This is a genomic window from Providencia sp. Me31A (assembly GCF_050487165.1).
In the GTDB taxonomy this organism is placed as follows: Bacteria; Pseudomonadota; Gammaproteobacteria; order Enterobacterales; family Enterobacteriaceae; genus Providencia.
This window is the reverse complement of sequence record NZ_JBKQGZ010000009.1, coordinates 120,773-139,909: the sequence shown is the minus strand read 5'-3', so window position 1 is coordinate 139,909 and position 19,137 is coordinate 120,773. Positions and strand designations below refer to the sequence as shown.

Here is a 19,137-nt window from a genome sequence, read left to right as displayed (position 1 = left end):
AGGGGCCAATAGGCCCCTTTCCTCTGAAACTGACGAGATTAACGACGCAGACCCAGACGCTCGATCAGAGCTGTGTAGCGCGCGATATCTTTACCTTTCAAGTAAGCTTGTAAGCGACGACGCTGAGCAACCATACGCAGCAGACCACGACGGCTGTGGTGATCTTTTTTGTGCTCTGCAAAGTGGCTTTGCAGGTGGTTGATTTGTGCAGTCAGCAGAGCGATTTGAACTTCGCTTGAACCAGTGTCATTTTCACCGCGGCCGAACTCAGCAACGATTTTAGCTTTCGCTTCATTACTTAGAGACATAATAAACTCCAAAATGATTTATGTAAGTGATGAGAGCCAATCTCTAATTTAGCATCTCAAGATTAAGCGCCGCTATTCTACGCTGCTTGAAGCAGCAAAGCAATAAGCGCCATTATGCGGATTGTTCATTTTCCACAACCAAACGTTTGGGGGCTACACGTCCGTCTTCACTAATCAAAGCAATACCAATAAACTGCTGTTTATCACCACAAGTCACTCGCACCATGCAGCCCTCTGCAAGGCCTTGCACATTGGCTCTAACTGGTTGCCCCTGCTTAAAGTAAGCCGCTGTTTCTTCAGAAATATTTATTGCTGGAAAATGAACAACTGCGGTATCCATTGGTAACAACAAGCTATCGAGTAAAGACTCAAAGGAACCTTCACCGGCATCCACTTGCGCACGCAAAGCGGCTAACTGCTCTAACGTTACCATCCGTGCATAAGGGTAATTCGCCACTTGCACACGACGTAGATAAATCACATGTGCACCACAGCCTAGCATTTCACCTAAATCATCAATAATCGTACGAATATAAGTACCCTTTGAGCAATGAATTTCCAGTTCTAACTCATTATTTTCTAAACGAATAAACTGTAGTTCATACACAGTGATCGGGCGTGCTTCACGCTCAACGGTAATCCCTTTACGTGCATATTCATACAATGGGCGACCTTGATGCTTTAAAGCTGAGTACATGGATGGGACTTGCAAAGTATCGCCACGGAAAAATTCTAAAGCATCATTCAGTTGCTGTTGTGTAAACTTTACGTTACGCTCACTGATGATTTCGCCATGAGAATCTGATGTATCGGTGCGTTGCCCTAAACGAGCAATCACACGATAACGTTTATCCGAGTCGAGTAAAAATTGGGAAAACTTTGTCGCTTCACCTAGGCAAATTGGCAACATACCCGTCGCTAATGGATCGAGTGCGCCTGTATGTCCTGCCTTGTTAGCATTAAAAAAGCGCCGCACTTTTTGCAGCGCATCATTTGAGGAAATATCGGTGGGTTTATCTAACAGCACAACGCCGTCAATATTACGCCCGCTACGACGACGCCCCATTATTTTTCCTCTTTACTATCGGTATCAGCACGACGCTCTTCGTCATGGCGAATAACATTCGATACCAGATTAGACATACGCATGCCATCAACTAACGAGTTATCATATTCAAATGTTAGCTCTGGAATGATACGCAAGCGCATTGCTTTACCAATTAATGAACGAATGAAACCCGATGCTTCATTTAATGCTTTGATGCCATCCGTAACCATCTCTTCTTCGCTTTTATCATTTGCGATATTAAAAAAGGTCACAAAAACTTTACCGTATGCAAGGTCGCGAGATAACTCGACGCCTGACACGGTTGCCATACCAATACGCGGATCTTTGATTTCACGCTGTAAAATGATCGCAATTTCTTTTTGCATCTCTTGCGCAACGCGCTGAGCACGACTGAATTCTTTTGCCATCGTTATGTCTCCTGACAATAAAGGGGGCAATCGCCCCCTTATTAACACTATTTTGTAGTCACGATACTTCGTGGGCTTTCACAAAATTAACCGTCGATAGAACGTTTAACTTCAATGATTTCGAAGACTTCGATCATATCACCGACGCGAACGTCGTTGTAATTCTTAACACCGATACCACATTCCATACCGTTACGAACTTCATTAACGTCATCTTTAAAGCGACGCAGTGATTCTAATTCACCTTCATAGATGACAACGTTATCACGTAATACACGGATTGGGTTATTACGTTTAATGGTACCCTCAGTAACCATACAACCAGCAACTGCACCGAATTTCGGTGATTTGAACACATCACGAACTTCTGCAAGGCCAATAATTTGCTGTTTGTACTCAGGTGCTAACATACCACTCATCGCTTGTTTGATTTCATCAATCAAGCTATAGATAACAGAGTAGTAACGTAAGTCAACGCTTTCACTTTCAATCACACGGCGTGCCGATGCATCTGCACGTACGTTGAAGCCTAGGATAATCGCATTCGATGCCGCAGCTAATGTTGCGTCAGTTTCAGTGATACCACCAACACCAGAACCGATGATCTTAATTTTAACTTCATCAGTCGACAGCTTCATTAAAGAGTCAGTAATCGCTTCACAAGTACCTTGAACGTCGGTTTTCAGAACGATGTTCAGCTCAGATACTTTACCTTCTTCCATGTTAGCAAACATGTTTTCCAGTTTAGATTTCTGCTGGCGAGCTAATTTAACATCACGGAATTTGCCTTGACGGTACAGGGCAACCTCACGTGCTTTTTTCTCGTCACGTACAACGGTGGCTTCATCACCCGCCGAAGGCACGTTAGATAAACCTAAAATCTCAACAGGCATTGAAGGACCTGCAGATTGAACTTCTTTACCTAATTCGTTACGCATTGCACGAATACGGCCATATTCGAAACCACACAGGACGATATCGCCTTTGTTCAATGTACCTTCTTGAACCAGGATTGTTGCAACTGGGCCGCGGCCTTTGTCCAGATAAGACTCAACAACCACACCGCTTGCCATACCTGCATATACCGCTTTGAGCTCTAAAACTTCAGCTTGCAGTAAAATAGCATCAAGCAGCTCATCAATACCGGTACCTTTTTTAGCAGAAACACTAATAAACTGTGTATCACCACCCCAATCTTCGGAAATAACACCGTATTGAGACAGCTCATTTCTTACGCGATCTGGATCAGCTTCTGGTTTATCAATTTTGTTTACTGCAACAACAATTGGCACACCCGCCGCTTTTGCGTGCTGGATAGCTTCAATTGTTTGTGGCATTACACCATCGTCAGCTGCAACCACCAATACAACAATATCTGTCGCCTGAGCACCACGAGCACGCATTGAAGTAAACGCGGCGTGACCTGGGGTATCTAAGAAGGTAATCATACCTTTGTCAGTTTGCACGTGGTAAGCACCGATGTGCTGAGTAATACCACCCGCTTCCCCTGATGCGACTTTCGTTGAACGGATATAGTCCAGAAGTGACGTTTTACCGTGGTCAACGTGACCCATAATGGTCACAACTGGTGCACGTGGCTCTTGAAGCGCAGACCCTGTGTCACGGTCATTCATTACCGCTTCTTCTAACTCATTCTCACGACGCAGAATAACTTTGTGGCCCATTTCCTCTGCCACTAACTGTGCAGTTTCTTGGTCAATCACTTGGTTGATAGTCGCCATAGCGCCCATCTTCATCATCGTTTTGATGACTTGAGAACCTTTTACCGCCATTTTATTTGCGAGTTCACCCACGGTGATAGTCTCGCCAATCACAACATCGCGGTTAACCGCTGCTGCTGGCTTAGTAAAGCTTTGCTGTAAAGAGCTACCTTTACGCTGTTTACCTTTAGTACGACCTGAACGACCCGCAGCACGCTCTTCTTCACGGTCTGCTTTCTCAGAAAGCTTGTTACCTTTTTTCTGACGAGGCGCTTTCGCTGTACGATTACGAGAACGACGGCCTTCTTCTTTCTCATCACTTTCATCTTCAGCAGCGCGAGCGTGCGTTGAAGTGGTTGTGTGATAATCGCTGTCTTCTTCAGTTTTCGTATCAGCAGTCCATTTCTCGCCGTTTTCTTCAGCCATTTTACGAGCTTCTTCAGCAACGCGACGTGCTTCAGCTTCAACTTTACGTTGAGTTTCTTCTTCCGCTTTGCGCTTTAATTCCGCAGCTTCGGCTTCACGGCGTTGTTTGTCGGCATTGCTTTCTGGAGCCTTGCCTGCTTTTTGTTGATTTTCGCTTGGTTTCACTTTTTCTCTTTCCGCTGCTTCGCGCGTCGCTTTATCTGCTGCTTCACGTTTTGCTTTTTCTTCGGCTTCACGTTTTGCCTTTTCTTCCACTTCACGTTTTGCAGCTTCTTCTGCTAAACGTTTTGCTTCTGCTTGACGTTGTGCCAGTTCTTCAGCTTCGCGCTGTGCCTGCTCTTCCGCTTCACGCTGCGCCTGTTCTTCCGCTTTTGCTTCTTCAGCGTCACGGTTCACATAAGTGCGTTTTTTGCGGACTTCAACATTTACCGATTTGCTTTTGCCACCGGTGACGGGGACGCTCAGCGTGCTACGAGTTTTACGCTGTAGTGTCAATTTGCTTGGCTGACCCGCTGCACCGCCTTGTTCACGGTTTAAGTGGTTCAGTAAAGCTTCTTTTTCTGACTGGCTAACAGAGTCATTCTCACCTTTTTTGATCCCTGCTTCAGCAAATTGCTGTACCAGGCGATCAACTGTGGTTTGAATTTCCGTTGCCAATGTTTTTACAGTTTCTGTCATGCCGTTCCTTCCTGCTACAGTGTTTACGCATCGTTACCGAACCAGCAAATATTACGTGCGGCCATGATGAGCGTACCTGCTTTCTCATCATCCAGACCTTCGATATCAATCAGGTCGTCGATGCCCTGCTCAGCAAGATCTTCCAGTGTACAGATACCGCGAGTCGCCAAGTTATAGGCAAGAGTACGATCCATACCTTCAAGATTCAACAATTCTTCTGCTGGCTGATTATCACCTAGGCTCTCTTTTTGAGCCAATTCAATCGTGGTGAGGGCCGCTTTCGCTCTTTCACGTAGAACTTCAACGGTCTCTTCGTCAAGACCATCAATTTCCAGAAGTTCATTAATAGGCACGTATGCCAGTTCTTCTAACGTCGAGAAGCCTTCTTCAACAAGTGCAGTGGCGAACTCTTCATCAATATCAAGATGCTTGGTGAATGTGTCAATAGAAGCATGTGCTTCTGCCTGATGTTTTGCATTCAGCTCTTCTGCGGTCATGACATTCAATTCCCATTTGTCATCACCACGGTGTTTTTTCAACAACTGAGCAGCTAAACGAACATTTTGACCATTACGTCCAATTGCTTGTGCTAAGTTGCTGCTTTCTACGGCAACATCCATCGTGCATTTGTCTTCATCGACCACGATAGATGCAACATCAGCCGGAGCCATTGCATTAATAACGAATTGAGCTGGGTTATCATCCCATAACACAATATCAATTCTCTCGCCGCCTAATTCACTAGAGACCGCTTGAACTCGCGCACCACGCATACCAACACAAGCACCAACAGGGTCGATACGTTTGTCGTTAGTTTTTACTGCGATTTTCGCACGAGAACCTGGATCGCGCGCGGCCGCTTTAATTTCAATAATTTCTTCGCCAATTTCTGGCACTTCAATGCGGAATAATTCAACCAACATTTCAGGGCGAGAACGGGTCACGAAAAGTTGTGCGCCACGGGCTTCTGGACGAACATCATACAGGACTCCGCGAATACGGTCACCTGGGCGGAAGTTTTCACGTGGTAACATATCTTCACGCAAGATAACAGCTTCAGCGTTATTACCTAAATCTAACGTGATATTTTCACGGTTAACTTTTTTCACTTGAGCAGTGATAATTTCACCTTGTTGCTCACGGAATTGGTCAACAACCATTGCACGTTCAGCTTCACGAACTTTCTGTACAATAACTTGTTTTGCTGTTTGTGTTGTAATACGGTCAAACACAACAGACTCAATTTGGTCTTCAACATACTCACCAAGTTTTAACGCTGGATCTTCATATTGCGCTGCTTCTAAAGTGATTTCACGTGTTGGCATTGTCACTTCTTCAACAATTAACCAACGACGGAATGTATCAAAATCACCTGATTTACGGTCGATTTCAACACGTACATCGATTTCTTGTTCATATTTCTTTTTAGTCGCCGTCGCTAATGCAGTTTCCAGAGCCTCGAAGATTTTTTCACGAGGGAGGGATTTTTCGTTAGAAACCGCTTCTACAACAGCCAGAATTTCTTTATTCATCCTAGTTGCCTCATTGAACTTAATTAAAAGTGGGGTACCAAGTTAGCTTTCTGGATGTTGCCGAGGGCGAACACCTCATCCTTACCATCTACAGTAACCGTAATCATTTCACCGTCTACCGCTTTAATAATGCCTTGCCATTTGCGGCGGTTCTGCATTGCTATACGTAACGTCAACGCCACCTCTTCCCCTATAAAACGCTCATAGTGAGCCACGGTGAATAATGGACGTTCAAGCCCCGGTGACGATATTTCAAGGTTATAAATGACAGAAATTGGATCTTCGACATCCAATACTGCACTTACCTGATGGCTGACATCAGCACAATCATCAACAGTGATGCCTTCTTCACTATCAATGAAGACACGCAGTGTCGATGTGCGGCCACGGATAAACTCTAAGCCAACAAATTCAAAGCCTAGCGCCTCCACAGGTGCTGAAATCATCTCTGTTAATTTCTGTTCTAATGTGGACAAGCCCACCCCCAGACATAAAAAAAGGGCTATAAAAGCCCAGTTAATTCGATTGTCAAATAACAAAAAACCCCGAAATTCGGGGCTTTTGCAACTGGACCCTGTAGTACACGGGTTCACCATATTCTTATTATACCTGCAAAGTCTAGAGAAATCGATGAGAAATTTTGAGAGCTATAAAGATAACTGCACTGATTACTACACCGGATAATTGCTATAAACTAAAATGCTGACATGGTATGTTGAATAAGAAATGGTTGCGGGAGCCGGATTTGAACCGACGACCTTCGGGTTATGAGCCCGACGAGCTACCAAGCTGCTCCATCCCGCGTTCGAAACATGATATATTCTACACAGATAACTTATAAATCACAAGCCATCTAAAATAATGGTGCCGAGGACGGGACTTGAACCCGTACGCCCGTTTTGTAGGCACTACCACCTCAAGGTAGCGTGTATACCAATTTCACCACCTCGGCACTGAGGCGAGGTTATCAATATTTAATCAATAACCTCAAATTCTAATTTCTTACTCATTTCTGAGTTTACTGCTTAATGATGGCATTAGCTGCCTTCATTCGGAATCTCTAACACTTAACGAGGAATATCGCTCGTTGGTGTAGCTGGTGCTGCCGGAACGTCTGTTGGTTGCTCGACTTTAGTAGGTTCACTAATGTTTTCCCACTTACTACCACTACCAGTTCCGTACTTGTTAGCAGTCATGTTGCCAAGTATTAAACTGATGATGAAAAACACAGCAGCCAAGATCCCAGTCATGCGGGTCATGAAATTACCTGAACCCGATGAACCAAACAGTGTCGCAGAAGCGCCCGCACCGAATGATGCACCCATGTCAGCACCTTTACCTTGCTGTAACATAACCAGACCAATAAGCCCGATAGCCGCTAGCAAGAAAACAATTAAAAGAGCTATGTACATTTGAGTTACCTATTCAGTTGCGGTGCATAGCCTGATGCTATGACCTTTTTACTGCACACTTACTCATTTTCACCTGCTAAGGAATGCCTTTGCAGAGATTGAGCAGGTGCGAATACTAACTAAAGCTGAGCCGACAAGCAAGTCTAATTTGCCGTCATTTGATTATTTGTAGAAAAAATCAACAAATCATCGAAATATTGCTCAGCTTCATCCAGAGCAATTAACCCGCAGCCTTAACAGCATCCGCAATACGATTCGCCATCGCTGTCACATCTGCTTCATTTTCGCCTTCAACCATGACTCGAATTAACGGTTCTGTTCCCGATTTTCTCAGTAACACACGCCCTTTTCCAGCCAATTGTTTTTCCACTTCTTCGTTCGCAGTAACCACTGCATCACTCTGTAATGGGTCGTGCTTACCTTTGAAACGGACATTGACTAACACTTGAGGCAATAATTTCATACCGCTGCATAAGTCATGTAAGCTCATATGGTTGCGTACCATCGCGCTTAATACTTGTAAGCCTGCGACAATACCGTCACCGGTGGTTGTTTTATCTAATAAAATCACATGGCCTGAGTTTTCAGCCCCCATACGCCAGCTTTTTTCCTGTAATTTTTCGAGTACATAGCGATCACCCACTTTCGCTCGCTCAAATGGAATACCAAGCTGTTTCAGTGCGATCTCTAGTCCCATGTTGCTCATCAATGTACCGACTACACCGCCTTTTAGCTGGCCTTGGCGGAGCGCTTCTCGAGCAATAATAAACAGGATTTGGTCGCCATCGACTTTTTCACCAAGGTGGTCAACCATGATAATACGGTCACCATCGCCATCAAATGCTAAGCCCACATGCGCTTTTTCTTCCAGCACTTTTTGCTGTAGCTGACGAACATCTGTAGCACCGCACTCTTCGTTGATGTTGATCCCGTTAGGATCGCAACCGATAGTGATGACCTCTGCACCTAATTCACGGAACACATTTGGTGCGATGTGATAGGTTGCACCATTAGCACAGTCAATGACAATTTTTAAACTAGATAAACTTTGCTCATTTGGGAATGTGCCTTTACAAAATTCAATATAGCGGCCAGCTGCATCAACAATGCGGTTCGCGCGACCTAGTTCGGCCGACTCAACGCAAGTAATCGGCTTTTCCATCTCGGCTTCAATAGCTTCTTCAACTTCATCAGGAAGTTTAGTTCCATCAATAGAAAAGAACTTGATCCCATTATCATAATATGGGTTATGAGACGCAGAAATAACAATGCCAGCTTCAGCGCGGAAGGTTCGAGTTAAATAAGCTACTGCCGGTGTCGGCATTGGACCCGTAAAAGAGGCGGATAAACCTGCTGCGGCTAACCCTGCTTCTAAAGAAGACTCCAGCATATAGCCAGAAATACGCGTATCTTTACCAATAATAATTTTGCGTGAGCCATGACGGGCCAATACTTTCCCTGCCGCCCAACCTAATTTCAAAACAAAATCAGGGGTAATTGGGCTATCACCCACTTTGCCACGAATACCATCAGTACCAAAATATTTACGGTCGCTCATACGCTTACATTTCCTTTTTTGACATAGTCAGCTGCACCACTTGCATTGCCTGCGCTGTTTCTCGGACATCATGAACTCGGATGATGTGCGCTCCTTGCATTGCTGCAATCACAGCACAAGTTAGGCTACCTGCGAGGCGTTCTTGTGGTGGAACATTCAATAATTGTCCAATCATAGATTTACGTGACATCCCTGCCAATAGCGGTAGTCCGAAATTATGAAATTGTTCTAAGTTTGCCAATAACTGGTAATTATGCGACAAGTTCTTACCAAATCCAAAGCCTGGATCAAGGATTATTTGTTGTCTTTCAATTCCAGCAGCAACACAACGTGCAATTTCAGCGGCTAAATACTCCTGAACCTCACGTACCACATTTTCATAATTTGGCGCTTCTTGCATTGTTCTAGGCTGGCCTTGCATATGCATAATACACACCGGTAACCCGGTTTTAGCGGCAACGGCTAACGCATCAGGCTCATGTAATGAGCGGATATCATTGATAATATGCATCCCCGCTTTTGCGGCTTCAGACATAACTTTTGCTTTCGAGGTATCAACAGAAATCCACACATCAAAACGTTGGGCAATCGCCTCCACAACAGGGATCACCCTATCAAGTTCTTCACTCACAGAGACGTCCGCAGCACCAGGGCGAGTCGACTCGCCACCAATATCAATAATAGTCGCCCCTTCTTGCACCATTTTTGCCACGTGGTCTATCGCATCAAGATAACGATTATGAGTGCCACCATCTGAAAATGAATCAGGAGTAACATTCAGAATCCCCATCACCTGTGGAGTCGATAAGTCAAGGACACTGCCTCTCGCTTTGATTTGCATTGTTATTTTTCCTTAACGAAAAAAACCCCAGCGAACTGGGGCTCTTATTATTTATGTCACAACAGCTTATTGTGGCTTGCTGTCGTTATTATCCGATGAATTAGATTCATCAGTATGATTGCTCGAATTTTCAGACTGAGGCTTGTTCGTTTCAGATTCAGATTCTGTTTTTGGTACTGCATTACCAAATGAACCTGTAACGTTATTCACTTTTTTGTCTTCATCCCAACCTGCTGGAGCACGAACTGGACGACGGTTCATCAAATCATCAATCATCGGCATATCAATCGTTTCATATTGTAATAATGCATCTTTGGTTGCATGCAAAATATCCATATTATCGACTAGCGTTTTATAAGATAATTGATAACAAGTATCTAGGATAAGCTTGATTTCTTCGTCAACAATGCGAGCAGTTTCATCAGAAATTGTTGCACCATTGGCAGCGGCTCGGCCTAAATAAGTCTGACCATCTTCACGGAAACATTGCATGACTCCGACACGCTCAGAGAATCCCCATTGCGTTACCATGTTACGAGCGTAACTTGTTGCAACTTGAATATCGTGTGAAGCACCTGTAGTAACTTTATTTTTACCGTAGATTAATTCTTCACTGATACGTCCAGCGTAAAGGGTCGCAATATTTCCTTCAATTTTCAATCGGCTCAAGCTGACATCATCATTTTCCGGTAGGAAGAATGCAACGCCCAACGCTTTAGTTCTCGGAACAATAGAGACTTTATGAACAGGATCATGCTCAGGCATTAAATAACCAACGATCATATGCCCTGCTTCATGATAAGCCGTTGATTCCTTTTCTTCTTCCGTCATCATCAGAGAACGACGCTCAGCACCTAGCCAAACCTTATCTCGTGCTTTTTCCAACTCAACCATTGAAACAACACGTTTGTTATCGCGTGCTGCAAAAAGCGCAGCCTCATTCACAAGGTTAGCCAGTTCTGCACCAGAGAAACCTGGTGTTGCACGTGCCAAAATAAACGTATCTACATTTGGGTCTAATGGAACACGACGCATATGCACTTTCAGAATTTGTTCACGACCACGAACATCCGGCAAGCCAACAACAACCTGACGGTCAAAACGACCTGGACGTAATAATGCAGGGTCAAGTACGTCTGCACGGTTAGTTGCTGCAATGACGATAATACCCTCATTACCTTCAAAACCGTCCATTTCAACCAACATCTGGTTCAATGTTTGTTCGCGTTCATCGTGACCACCGCCGCCGAAACCACCGCCACGTTGACGACCAACCGCATCGATTTCGTCAATAAAGATGATACAAGGCGCGGCTTTTTTAGCTTGTTCGAACATATCACGAACACGAGAAGCTCCCACACCCACGAACATTTCCACGAAATCTGAACCGGAAATTGTAAAGAATGGAACTTTAGCTTCGCCTGCAATAGCCTTCGCCAGTAAGGTTTTACCTGTACCAGGAGGCCCTACCATCAGGACACCTTTTGGAATTTTACCGCCAAGTTTTTGGAAGCGCGCGGGTTCACGTAAAAAGTCTACGATTTCTCCCACTTCTTCTTTAGCTTCATCACACCCAGCCACATCAGCAAATGTTGTTTTGATCTGATCTTCTGTCAGCATGCGAGCTTTACTTTTGCCAAATGACATCGCTCCCTTGCCGCCGCCACCTTGCATTTGGCGCATAAAGAAAATCCAGACCCCAATCAGCAGAAGCATTGGGAACCAGGAAATAAAGATAGATGTCAGTAAGCTAGGTTCTTCTGGTGGTTCACCAACGACAGTCACATGCTTATTCAGCATGGTGTCTAACAGCTTCTCATCCTGCATAGGAAGATAAGTTGTATAACGGCTATTATCAGCCTTTCTGACGTTCAATTCACGACCTGTGATACGAACTTCACGTACCTGGTCCTGGGCTAACTCATTGATAAACGTTGAATAATCAACTCTGCGACTATTCGAATCGCTTGGGCCAAAACTCTGGAACAAGGACATCAGAACAACTGCGATGACTAACCAGAGAATCAGGTTTTTCGCCATGTCACTCAAGGGATTAACCTCATATTACAACTGTGTTAACAAATAACGCTCAGGGTACTATAGTTTTAGTCCTGTCGCTACAATGTATACTTCACGTGACCGTGCCCGCGAAGATTCGGGTTTACGAACTTTTACTTTCGTAAACAGGGAGCGGATATCCCTAAGGTAATCGTCAAAGCCTTCTCCCTGAAACACTTTAACAATGAAACTCCCCCCAGGCGCCAATACAGCACGGCACATATCCAATGCTAATTCAACTAGATACATAGAGCGAGGAATATCAACCGCTGGTGTCCCACTCATATTTGGCGCCATGTCAGACATGACCACCTGTACTTTTTTGTCGCCAACGCGTTCTAACAAAGCGGCGAGAACAGCCTCATCGCGAAAATCCCCTTGCAGGAAATCAACGCCAACGATTGGGTCCATCGGCAATAAGTCACAAGCAATAACCCGCCCATTATGACCTATTTGGCTAACAACATATTGCGACCAACCACCAGGGGCTGCTCCTAAATCAACAACGGTCATACCTGGTTTAAAAATTTTATCACCTTGCTGGATTTCTTCCAGTTTAAACCATGCACGCGAGCGTAGCCCTTTTTTTTGTGCTTGCTGAACATATTTATCACTAAAATGCTCTTGCAACCAGCGACTTGAGCTTGCCGAACGTTTTTTATTGGCCATTGTGCTTTCCAACTATACTAAAAGAACTTCACCTAACTTGCTGCTTCTTTACCATCAAAAAGATATAATTGATGGTGATAGATATCAGATGGCGGTAGAATAAGCCATTTTCAATACTAACCAAGCAAAAAATCAATGAATCTTAATAAAAAACAAATTCAGCACCTAAAAAGTCTCGCTCACCATTTAAACCCTGTTGTTATGATCGGCAACAATGGTTTAACCGAAGGTGTTTTGGCTGAGATTGAACTCTCATTAGCACATCATGAGCTTATCAAAGTCAAGATCGCAGGCGAAGACCGTGATACTAAAAATTTGATCGCTGATGCGATTGTTCGCGAAACTGGTGCAGTAAATGTACAAATCATCGGTAAAATTCTTGTCATCTACCGTCCTTCGGCAGACCGCAAAATCATTTTACCTAAATAATCCCCTATCATTTATATAAAAATGCCATTGAATGCATGTTTTATACGTTGAAAAAGGCCGCCTGCGGCCTTTTTCTTTAAATCGGAGAAATAATATAACCAATTCAGTGAAATAGGAATCAGATATACTCAACTTTAAGAATTTCGAACTCTACATCGCCACCTGGGGTTTTAATCGATACTGCATCATCAACCTCTTTCCCCACTAAACCACGAGCTATCGGTGAATTAACAGAAATAAGGTTAACCTTAATGTCAGCCTCATCATCACCAACGATGCGATACGTTAACTCTTCGTCTGTATCAACATTTAATACTGTTACTGTTGCACCAAAGATCACACGACCATTATTGACCATTTTTGTCACATCAATTACTTGTGCGTGCGAAAGTTTTGATTCGATTTCTTGAATACGGCCTTCGCAGAAACCTTGTTGTTCACGTGCTGCATGGTATTCCGCATTTTCTTTTAAGTCACCGTGTTCACGAGCTTCGGCAATCGACGCAATAATTTCTGGGCGACGGACAGATTTTAGGAATTCAAGCTCTTCTCTGAGCAGGTTCGCACCAAGTACTGTCATCGGAATTTGTTTCATTAATAAATACCTCGGTTCAATCCTATCTAAAAATAAGTATCTTCCTGATTTTGTAACAACAGCACACCGAACACCACCATAAAGACGGGGGTTCTAGGTAAAAAAAACGCAATCAGACTTATGTACTCATTTATCTTATCATAATGTACGCTATTTTAACGGAGACTTAATAACAGGTCACCCGTTTACTTTATTGGGCATTACACTTTAGTATGTGCAATATGTCCACCCTAATGCGTGAAATATATGTCATTATTAACTTTAACCAGAAAATGGATCATACCTTTAGGCATCATCTTAGCAAGTGGCCGAGCTATCGCTATCCCCGTCGATGAATACAAACAGTATTTACCTGATGGCACTAACCTTGCTCTGGTCGCGCAAAAAGTGGGAAGTAACACCCCATTAATTGATTATAATGCACAACAGATGGCACTTCCTGCAAGTACTCAGAAAGTGGTTACTGCCCTTGCAGCACTGTTGCAATTGGGGCCAGACTATCGTTTTGTCACCAATTTTGAAACGAGCGCTAAGCTGAATAATAATACCCTATCAGGGGATTTAGTAATCCGTTTTAGTGGCGATCCTACACTCACACGTCAACAAATTCGCAATATGACCAATGCGTTAAAGCAACTTGGCATCCATAAAGTTGACGGTGATTTAATTGTCGATATCTCCGCCTTTACTAGCCATGATAAAGCACCGGGCTGGGTTTGGAATGATATGACACAATGCTTCAGTGCACCTCCTGCTGCCGCAATCATTGATCGTAATTGCTTTTCTGTATCCCTATATCCTGCTGAAAAAGCAGGAGATTTAGCGTTTATCAAAACTGCTAATTTTTACCCTGTTAATATGTTTAGTGAAGTTAAGACATTAGCCAAAGGGTCACCTGAGGCCCGCTACTGTGAGCTAGATGTCGTTCCCGGAGAGCTAAATCGTTATACGTTAACAGGATGTTTAACTCAGCGTAGTGACCCACTTCCCCTTGCTTTTGCTGTACAAAATGGGGCGAGTTACTCTGGTGCAATTGTCAAAAATGAGCTCACTACAGCGGGGATTGAACTGACTGGTCATGTCAAAAAACGTACATTGCCTGTTGCTCAATCACAAGTATTAGTCAAGACCGAATCGAAGCCACTGCATGACTTGTTAAAAGTGATGCTAAAGAAATCCGATAATATGATAGCGGATACCGTTTTTCGTACCATTGGGCGTGAATATTATGGTGTACCTGGAACTTGGCGTTCAGGATCGGATGCAGTCAGACAAGTGTTAAAGCAAAAAGCCGGGATCGATCTTGGTAATACGGTGATGGTGGATGGATCTGGGTTATCCCGTCATAATTTGATCACCCCCGCAACTATGATGGACATTTTGCAGTTTATCGCTAAAAACGATCAACAGCTCGATTTTATCTCAATGCTCCCTCTCGCAGGTCACGATGGTACATTACGTTACCGTGGCGGTCTTGATGAAGCGGGGGTTAATGGCAAAGTTTCAGCAAAAACAGGGGCATTACAAGGGGTTTATAACCTCGCAGGTTTTATTACTACGGCGAGTGGGCAGCGAGTGGCTTTTGTTCAGTTTATTTCTGCTTATACAGTACCACAGAGCCAGCAACGTAGTCGTCGTGTTCCACTCGTTCGGTTCGAAAGTCGTCTATATAAAGATCTATATCAGAAAAACTGATCATTTTCCATTTAGTCATTAAAAAAGGCGCGAAAGCGCCTTTTTGTTTTTCTATGATGGATCATTTTTGGTAAATGATTTCGACGCCTTCGTCGTCATCTTCGTCCCAGTCATCATCCCAATCATCGTCTAGATCTTCAGCGCCAGACAGTTGTTCTTTGTGGTAATCATCCCACATAAACTCGACTTTTTCGGGTTGCTGTGCATCTTCAGTGGTTGCCATATCCCGTGGCTGTGTATTCATGAATTCCATAATGTCCCAACACAGTGCTTTCACACCTTCGTGGTTAACCGCTGAAATCATGTAGAATTTATCTTCCCAGCCCATCGCTTTGGCAATTTCTGCTGCACGCTGCGCGGATTCTTCTTCACCTAAGATATCTATCTTATTGAAAACTAACCAACGCGGTTTTGCTGCCAGTTTTTCGCTGTACTTTTCTAATTCACTGATGATTATCTTCGCATTTTCAACAGGATCAGATTCATCGATCGGGCAAATGTCGATCAAGTGAAGTAGAACACGGCAACGCTCTAAATGTTTCAGGAATTGGATCCCAAGACCCGCCCCTTCCGCTGCGCCTTCTATTAACCCTGGAATATCCGCAACCACAAAGCTTTGCTCGTTATCCATACGCACCACGCCCAAGCTTGGAACCAATGTGGTAAATGGATAATCTGCAACTTTTGGTTTTGCCGCTGAAACTGAACGAATGAAGGTCGATTTGCCTGCATTTGGCATACCTAACATACCCACATCCGCTAGCAGCATCAGTTCTAACAGTATTTCGCGAGTTTCCCCTTTCGTTCCCATGGTACGTTGACGTGGAGCGCGATTTACTGAAGATTTAAAACGGGTATTTCCAAGACCATGAAAACCGCCTTTAGCGACCATGTGACGTTGATCATGACGCGTCATATCACATAGTACTTCATTGGTCCCTAAATCGCGTACACGCGTTCCTACAGGGACTTTAACTGTAATATCTTGACCACGTTTACCTGTACATTCACGACTTTGGCCATTTTGCCCACGTTCTGCACGGAATGATTTTTCAAAGCGGTAGTCAATCAGTGTGTTGAGGTTTTCGTCTGCTTGTAAGTAAACATCACCACCGTCACCGCCATCGCCTCCGTCAGGTCCCCCTTTCGGAATATATTTTTCGCGACGGAAGCTGACACAACCATTGCCACCATCTCCTGCCACGACTAATATTTTGGCTTCATCTACAAATTTCATAATTCTCTCTCCGTTTCTGAGCCATATAAAGCTGGATGGTTGTTTTACTCAGAGATGGCATATTTTTTAATACGAGGGCATTTTATTAAAAATACAATGCCTGAATATAAAAAGCCCCGCAAAAGGTTTTTGCAGGGCTTTAATTTTAAATTAAAAGTCAGAAAACTTATTCAGCTTCGATGCTGATAAATTTACGATTGTTTGGACCTTTAACTTCAAATTTAACTTTACCATCCGCTAATGCGAACAGTGTGTGGTCACGGCCACAACCAACGTTGTTACCTGCGTGGAATTTAGTACCACGTTGACGAACGATGATGCTACCTGCTAATACAGCTTCACCACCAAAACGTTTAACACCTAAACGTTTTGCTTCTGAGTCACGACCGTTACGAGTCGAACCACCAGCCTTTTTGTGTGCCATTAATCTGCTCTCCTAAATCTTAAGCGATGACAGTGATCTTAACATCAGTGAACCACTGACGGTGACCCTGTTGTTTACGGCTATGTTTACGACGACGGAATTTGACGATTTTAACTTTTTCGCCACGACCGTGTGCAACTACTTCCGCTTTCACTTTAACGCCTTCAACGACAGGAGCGCCGATTTGGATCTCATCGCCATTAGCAACCATTAAAACTTGATCAAATTCAACAGTCTCACCTGTTGCGATGTCCAGCTTTTCTAGGCGGACAGTTTGACCTTCGCTGACTCGGTGTTGTTTACCACCACTTTGGAAAACCGCGTACATATTAACTCCGCTTTCCGCGTACCCGCTAAATATTTCAATTCCAGAGCACGCTATAAAATATTCACAATAGGGCGCGAATTCTACGCAAAAAAGCAGCAGAACACAAGCCAATAATGCGGTTAGATGACAAAAAATATGACTTTTTTCTTAATAACTATTTTTGGCTATCAATTTTGTGCCTATTAGTCATATTGTTACTTATTTAAACATTTTTTGCATCACACCTGATAATCTTATTATTAATAATGTTATGCTAATGCCATAACTGTTTCTATCGGTCTCCCATTTTTATTTTCAGGGAATGAACCAAAAACTAATAATATGAATAAATTACGATGAATTTAGAATCTATTATTGAACTAACAACTGAGGATATGTCAGCAGTAAATGAAGCCATTCTCAGTCAATTGAATTCAGATGTTGCGCTAATTAATCAACTTGGTTATTACATCATCAGTGGTGGCGGTAAAAGGATCAGACCAATGATCGCAGTACTCGCTGGTCGATCTTTACGCTATTCTGGTCACAAACATACCCAAGTGGCCGCTTTGATCGAATTCATTCATACTGCGACTTTATTGCATGATGATGTCGTTGATGAATCTGATATGCGCCGAGGAAAGCAAACCGCAAATGCCGTTTTTGGCAATGCGGCGAGTGTGTTAGTCGGTGACTTTATTTACACTCGATCTTTCCAAATGATGACGGATCTCGACTCCATGCGAGTCTTAAAACTGATGTCTGAAGCGACGAATGTGATTGCTGAAGGTGAAGTTTTACAATTAATGAACTGTAATGATCCAAATATTACTGAAGAAAACTATATGCAAGTGATCTACAGTAAGACAGCACGTTTATTCGAAGCTGCGGCTCATGCATCGGCTATTTTGGCCAATGCAACACCTGAGCAAGAAAAAGCATTGCAGGATTACGGTCGCTACATTGGCACCGCTTTTCAGTTAATTGATGACTTGTTGGATTATGATGCAGATAACGTTCAATTAGGTAAAAATACTGGCGATGACCTAGATGAAGGTAAGCCTACGTTGCCGCTTCTTCATGCAATGCAACATGGTACCGAAGAAGAATCTGCTTTGATTCGACAAGCAATCGAACAAGGCAATGGACGTCATTTATTAGATACGGTTCTTGCCACGATGAAACGCTGCGGATCTCTTGAGTATACCTATGCTCGCGCTCAAGAAGAAGCGCAGAAAGCTATTGACGCTTTAAATGTTATTGATGATTCTATCTATAAAGAAGCATTAATTGGCTTGGTTCATGTAGCAATCCAACGCCATTCTTAATACGGATTAGCACATTTCAAGAAAAGGGGAAATTATTTTTCCCCTTTGTCTTCTTCATCTATTTGAGCAAGCAGCGATGATAAGCCGTGACGTAAAATGTATTTCACGATTTTATTACGTTCTTCTTCTGTCAGTTGGTAATAAGCTTCTGACCAAATTTGTGATGCATCCGTTCTTTGGCTTTGGTAAGTTACGGGGTTCTCGCATAAAGTTAATTGCCCTTGGATCTCACCCGGTAAACTTTCAAGATAATACTCAACAGCCTTACCCTGAACACCTCTTTTACGACGATGTTTCCAGCCTTCCCGTCTTGCCATCAGGTTAACTCCCTGAGGCGATGTAGGAACTCCTTCTAGCCCTGCTAGTTCTTTCGCAGTAAACCACAATTTTTTCATAATTTTACTTTCACGCTTATATTATAAAACCTGCTGTTGCAGCTTTAC

The 19,137-nt window shown here is 43.5% G+C and carries 19 protein-coding genes and 2 tRNA genes; 3 read left to right on the top strand and 18 right to left on the bottom strand.

Features of this window, described 5'->3' with window-relative positions:
* Positions 1–38: 38 nt before the first annotated feature.
* The 13 genes from rpsO to rlmE all read right to left on the bottom strand — a co-directional run bounded on the left by rpsO (position 39) and on the right by rlmE (position 12,679).
* Positions 39–308, bottom strand: coding sequence for a 30S ribosomal protein S15 (gene rpsO, locus ACLPIE_RS09295; protein ID WP_004905890.1), 270 nt, complete (start codon positions 306–308; stop codon positions 39–41).
* Between the two features lie 112 nt (positions 309–420).
* Entirely contained in the window at positions 421–1,374 is a 954-nt protein-coding gene (gene truB / locus ACLPIE_RS09290; protein WP_430261350.1) for a tRNA pseudouridine(55) synthase TruB, read from the bottom strand.
* The gene (gene rbfA / locus ACLPIE_RS09285) at positions 1,374–1,784 is read right to left on the bottom strand and encodes a 30S ribosome-binding factor RbfA (protein ID WP_430261349.1); all 411 of its coding nucleotides are present in this window, start codon (positions 1,782–1,784) and stop codon (positions 1,374–1,376) included. The genes truB and rbfA overlap by 1 nt, the downstream gene beginning before the upstream one ends.
* 86 nt (positions 1,785–1,870) lie before the next feature.
* Positions 1,871–4,609, bottom strand: coding sequence for a translation initiation factor IF-2 (gene infB, locus ACLPIE_RS09280; protein WP_430261347.1), 2,739 nt, complete (start codon positions 4,607–4,609; stop codon positions 1,871–1,873).
* A gap of 23 nt (positions 4,610–4,632) precedes the next feature.
* Positions 4,633–6,141: a transcription termination factor NusA gene (gene nusA / locus ACLPIE_RS09275; protein ID WP_430261346.1), complete on the bottom strand. Its 1,509-nt coding sequence runs from the start codon at positions 6,139–6,141 to the stop codon at positions 4,633–4,635.
* A 23-nt stretch (positions 6,142–6,164) separates the two neighbouring features.
* The gene (gene rimP / locus ACLPIE_RS09270) at positions 6,165–6,617 is read right to left on the bottom strand and encodes a ribosome maturation factor RimP (protein ID WP_430261345.1); all 453 of its coding nucleotides are present in this window, start codon (positions 6,615–6,617) and stop codon (positions 6,165–6,167) included.
* A 251-nt stretch (positions 6,618–6,868) separates the two neighbouring features.
* Positions 6,869–6,945, bottom strand: a tRNA-Met gene (locus tag ACLPIE_RS09265).
* A gap of 58 nt (positions 6,946–7,003) precedes the next feature.
* Positions 7,004–7,093 (bottom strand) — tRNA-Leu (locus tag ACLPIE_RS09260).
* Positions 7,094–7,208: 115 nt separating this feature from the next.
* The gene (gene secG, locus ACLPIE_RS09255) at positions 7,209–7,553 is read right to left on the bottom strand and encodes a preprotein translocase subunit SecG (protein ID WP_430261344.1); all 345 of its coding nucleotides are present in this window, start codon (positions 7,551–7,553) and stop codon (positions 7,209–7,211) included.
* 220 nt (positions 7,554–7,773) lie between these two features.
* A complete protein-coding gene (glmM, locus tag ACLPIE_RS09250; protein WP_430261343.1) occupies positions 7,774–9,111 on the bottom strand; it encodes a phosphoglucosamine mutase in 1,338 nt (445 codons plus the stop codon).
* 4 nt (positions 9,112–9,115) lie between these two features.
* Entirely contained in the window at positions 9,116–9,952 is an 837-nt protein-coding gene (gene folP / locus ACLPIE_RS09245) for a dihydropteroate synthase (protein ID WP_430261342.1), read from the bottom strand.
* 66 nt (positions 9,953–10,018) lie between these two features.
* A complete protein-coding gene (ftsH, locus tag ACLPIE_RS09240) occupies positions 10,019–12,001 on the bottom strand; it encodes an ATP-dependent zinc metalloprotease FtsH (protein ID WP_430261341.1) in 1,983 nt (660 codons plus the stop codon).
* Between the two features lie 48 nt (positions 12,002–12,049).
* The gene (gene rlmE, locus ACLPIE_RS09235; RefSeq protein ID WP_004905912.1) at positions 12,050–12,679 is read right to left on the bottom strand and encodes a 23S rRNA (uridine(2552)-2'-O)-methyltransferase RlmE; all 630 of its coding nucleotides are present in this window, start codon (positions 12,677–12,679) and stop codon (positions 12,050–12,052) included.
* A 135-nt stretch (positions 12,680–12,814) separates the two neighbouring features.
* Here rlmE and yhbY point away from each other — a divergent pair, with 135 nt between their 5' ends.
* Entirely contained in the window at positions 12,815–13,108 is a 294-nt protein-coding gene (gene yhbY / locus ACLPIE_RS09230) for a ribosome assembly RNA-binding protein YhbY (protein WP_004905914.1), read from the top strand.
* A gap of 118 nt (positions 13,109–13,226) precedes the next feature.
* On the opposite strand, the gene greA is transcribed toward yhbY, so the two are convergent.
* Positions 13,227–13,703: a transcription elongation factor GreA gene (gene greA / locus ACLPIE_RS09225; protein WP_430261340.1), complete on the bottom strand. Its 477-nt coding sequence runs from the start codon at positions 13,701–13,703 to the stop codon at positions 13,227–13,229.
* Positions 13,704–13,949: 246 nt separating this feature from the next.
* Here greA and dacB point away from each other — a divergent pair, with 246 nt between their 5' ends.
* Complete coding sequence (gene dacB, locus ACLPIE_RS09220; RefSeq protein WP_430261339.1) at positions 13,950–15,398, top strand: serine-type D-Ala-D-Ala carboxypeptidase; 1,449 nt, start codon at positions 13,950–13,952, stop codon at positions 15,396–15,398.
* Between the two features lie 61 nt (positions 15,399–15,459).
* Here the strand turns inward: dacB and cgtA are convergent, their stop codons facing one another.
* From cgtA to rplU, 3 genes are all read right to left on the bottom strand, one after another.
* A complete protein-coding gene (gene cgtA, locus ACLPIE_RS09215) occupies positions 15,460–16,635 on the bottom strand; it encodes an Obg family GTPase CgtA (protein ID WP_430261338.1) in 1,176 nt (391 codons plus the stop codon).
* Positions 16,636–16,801: 166 nt separating this feature from the next.
* Complete coding sequence (rpmA, locus tag ACLPIE_RS09210) at positions 16,802–17,059, bottom strand: 50S ribosomal protein L27 (RefSeq protein ID WP_004905922.1); 258 nt, start codon at positions 17,057–17,059, stop codon at positions 16,802–16,804.
* 19 nt (positions 17,060–17,078) lie between these two features.
* The gene (gene rplU / locus ACLPIE_RS09205; protein ID WP_004905925.1) at positions 17,079–17,387 is read right to left on the bottom strand and encodes a 50S ribosomal protein L21; all 309 of its coding nucleotides are present in this window, start codon (positions 17,385–17,387) and stop codon (positions 17,079–17,081) included.
* 335 nt (positions 17,388–17,722) lie between these two features.
* On the opposite strand from rplU, the gene ispB reads away from it, so the two are divergent.
* Positions 17,723–18,694 (top strand): octaprenyl diphosphate synthase, encoded by a 972-nt coding sequence (gene ispB / locus ACLPIE_RS09200; RefSeq protein ID WP_430261336.1) that lies wholly within the window; start codon positions 17,723–17,725, stop codon positions 18,692–18,694.
* 32 nt (positions 18,695–18,726) lie between these two features.
* On the opposite strand, the gene ACLPIE_RS09195 is transcribed toward ispB, so the two are convergent.
* Positions 18,727–19,089: a DNA-binding protein gene (locus ACLPIE_RS09195; RefSeq protein ID WP_430261334.1), complete on the bottom strand. Its 363-nt coding sequence runs from the start codon at positions 19,087–19,089 to the stop codon at positions 18,727–18,729.
* Positions 19,090–19,137: the final 48 nt, after the last annotated feature.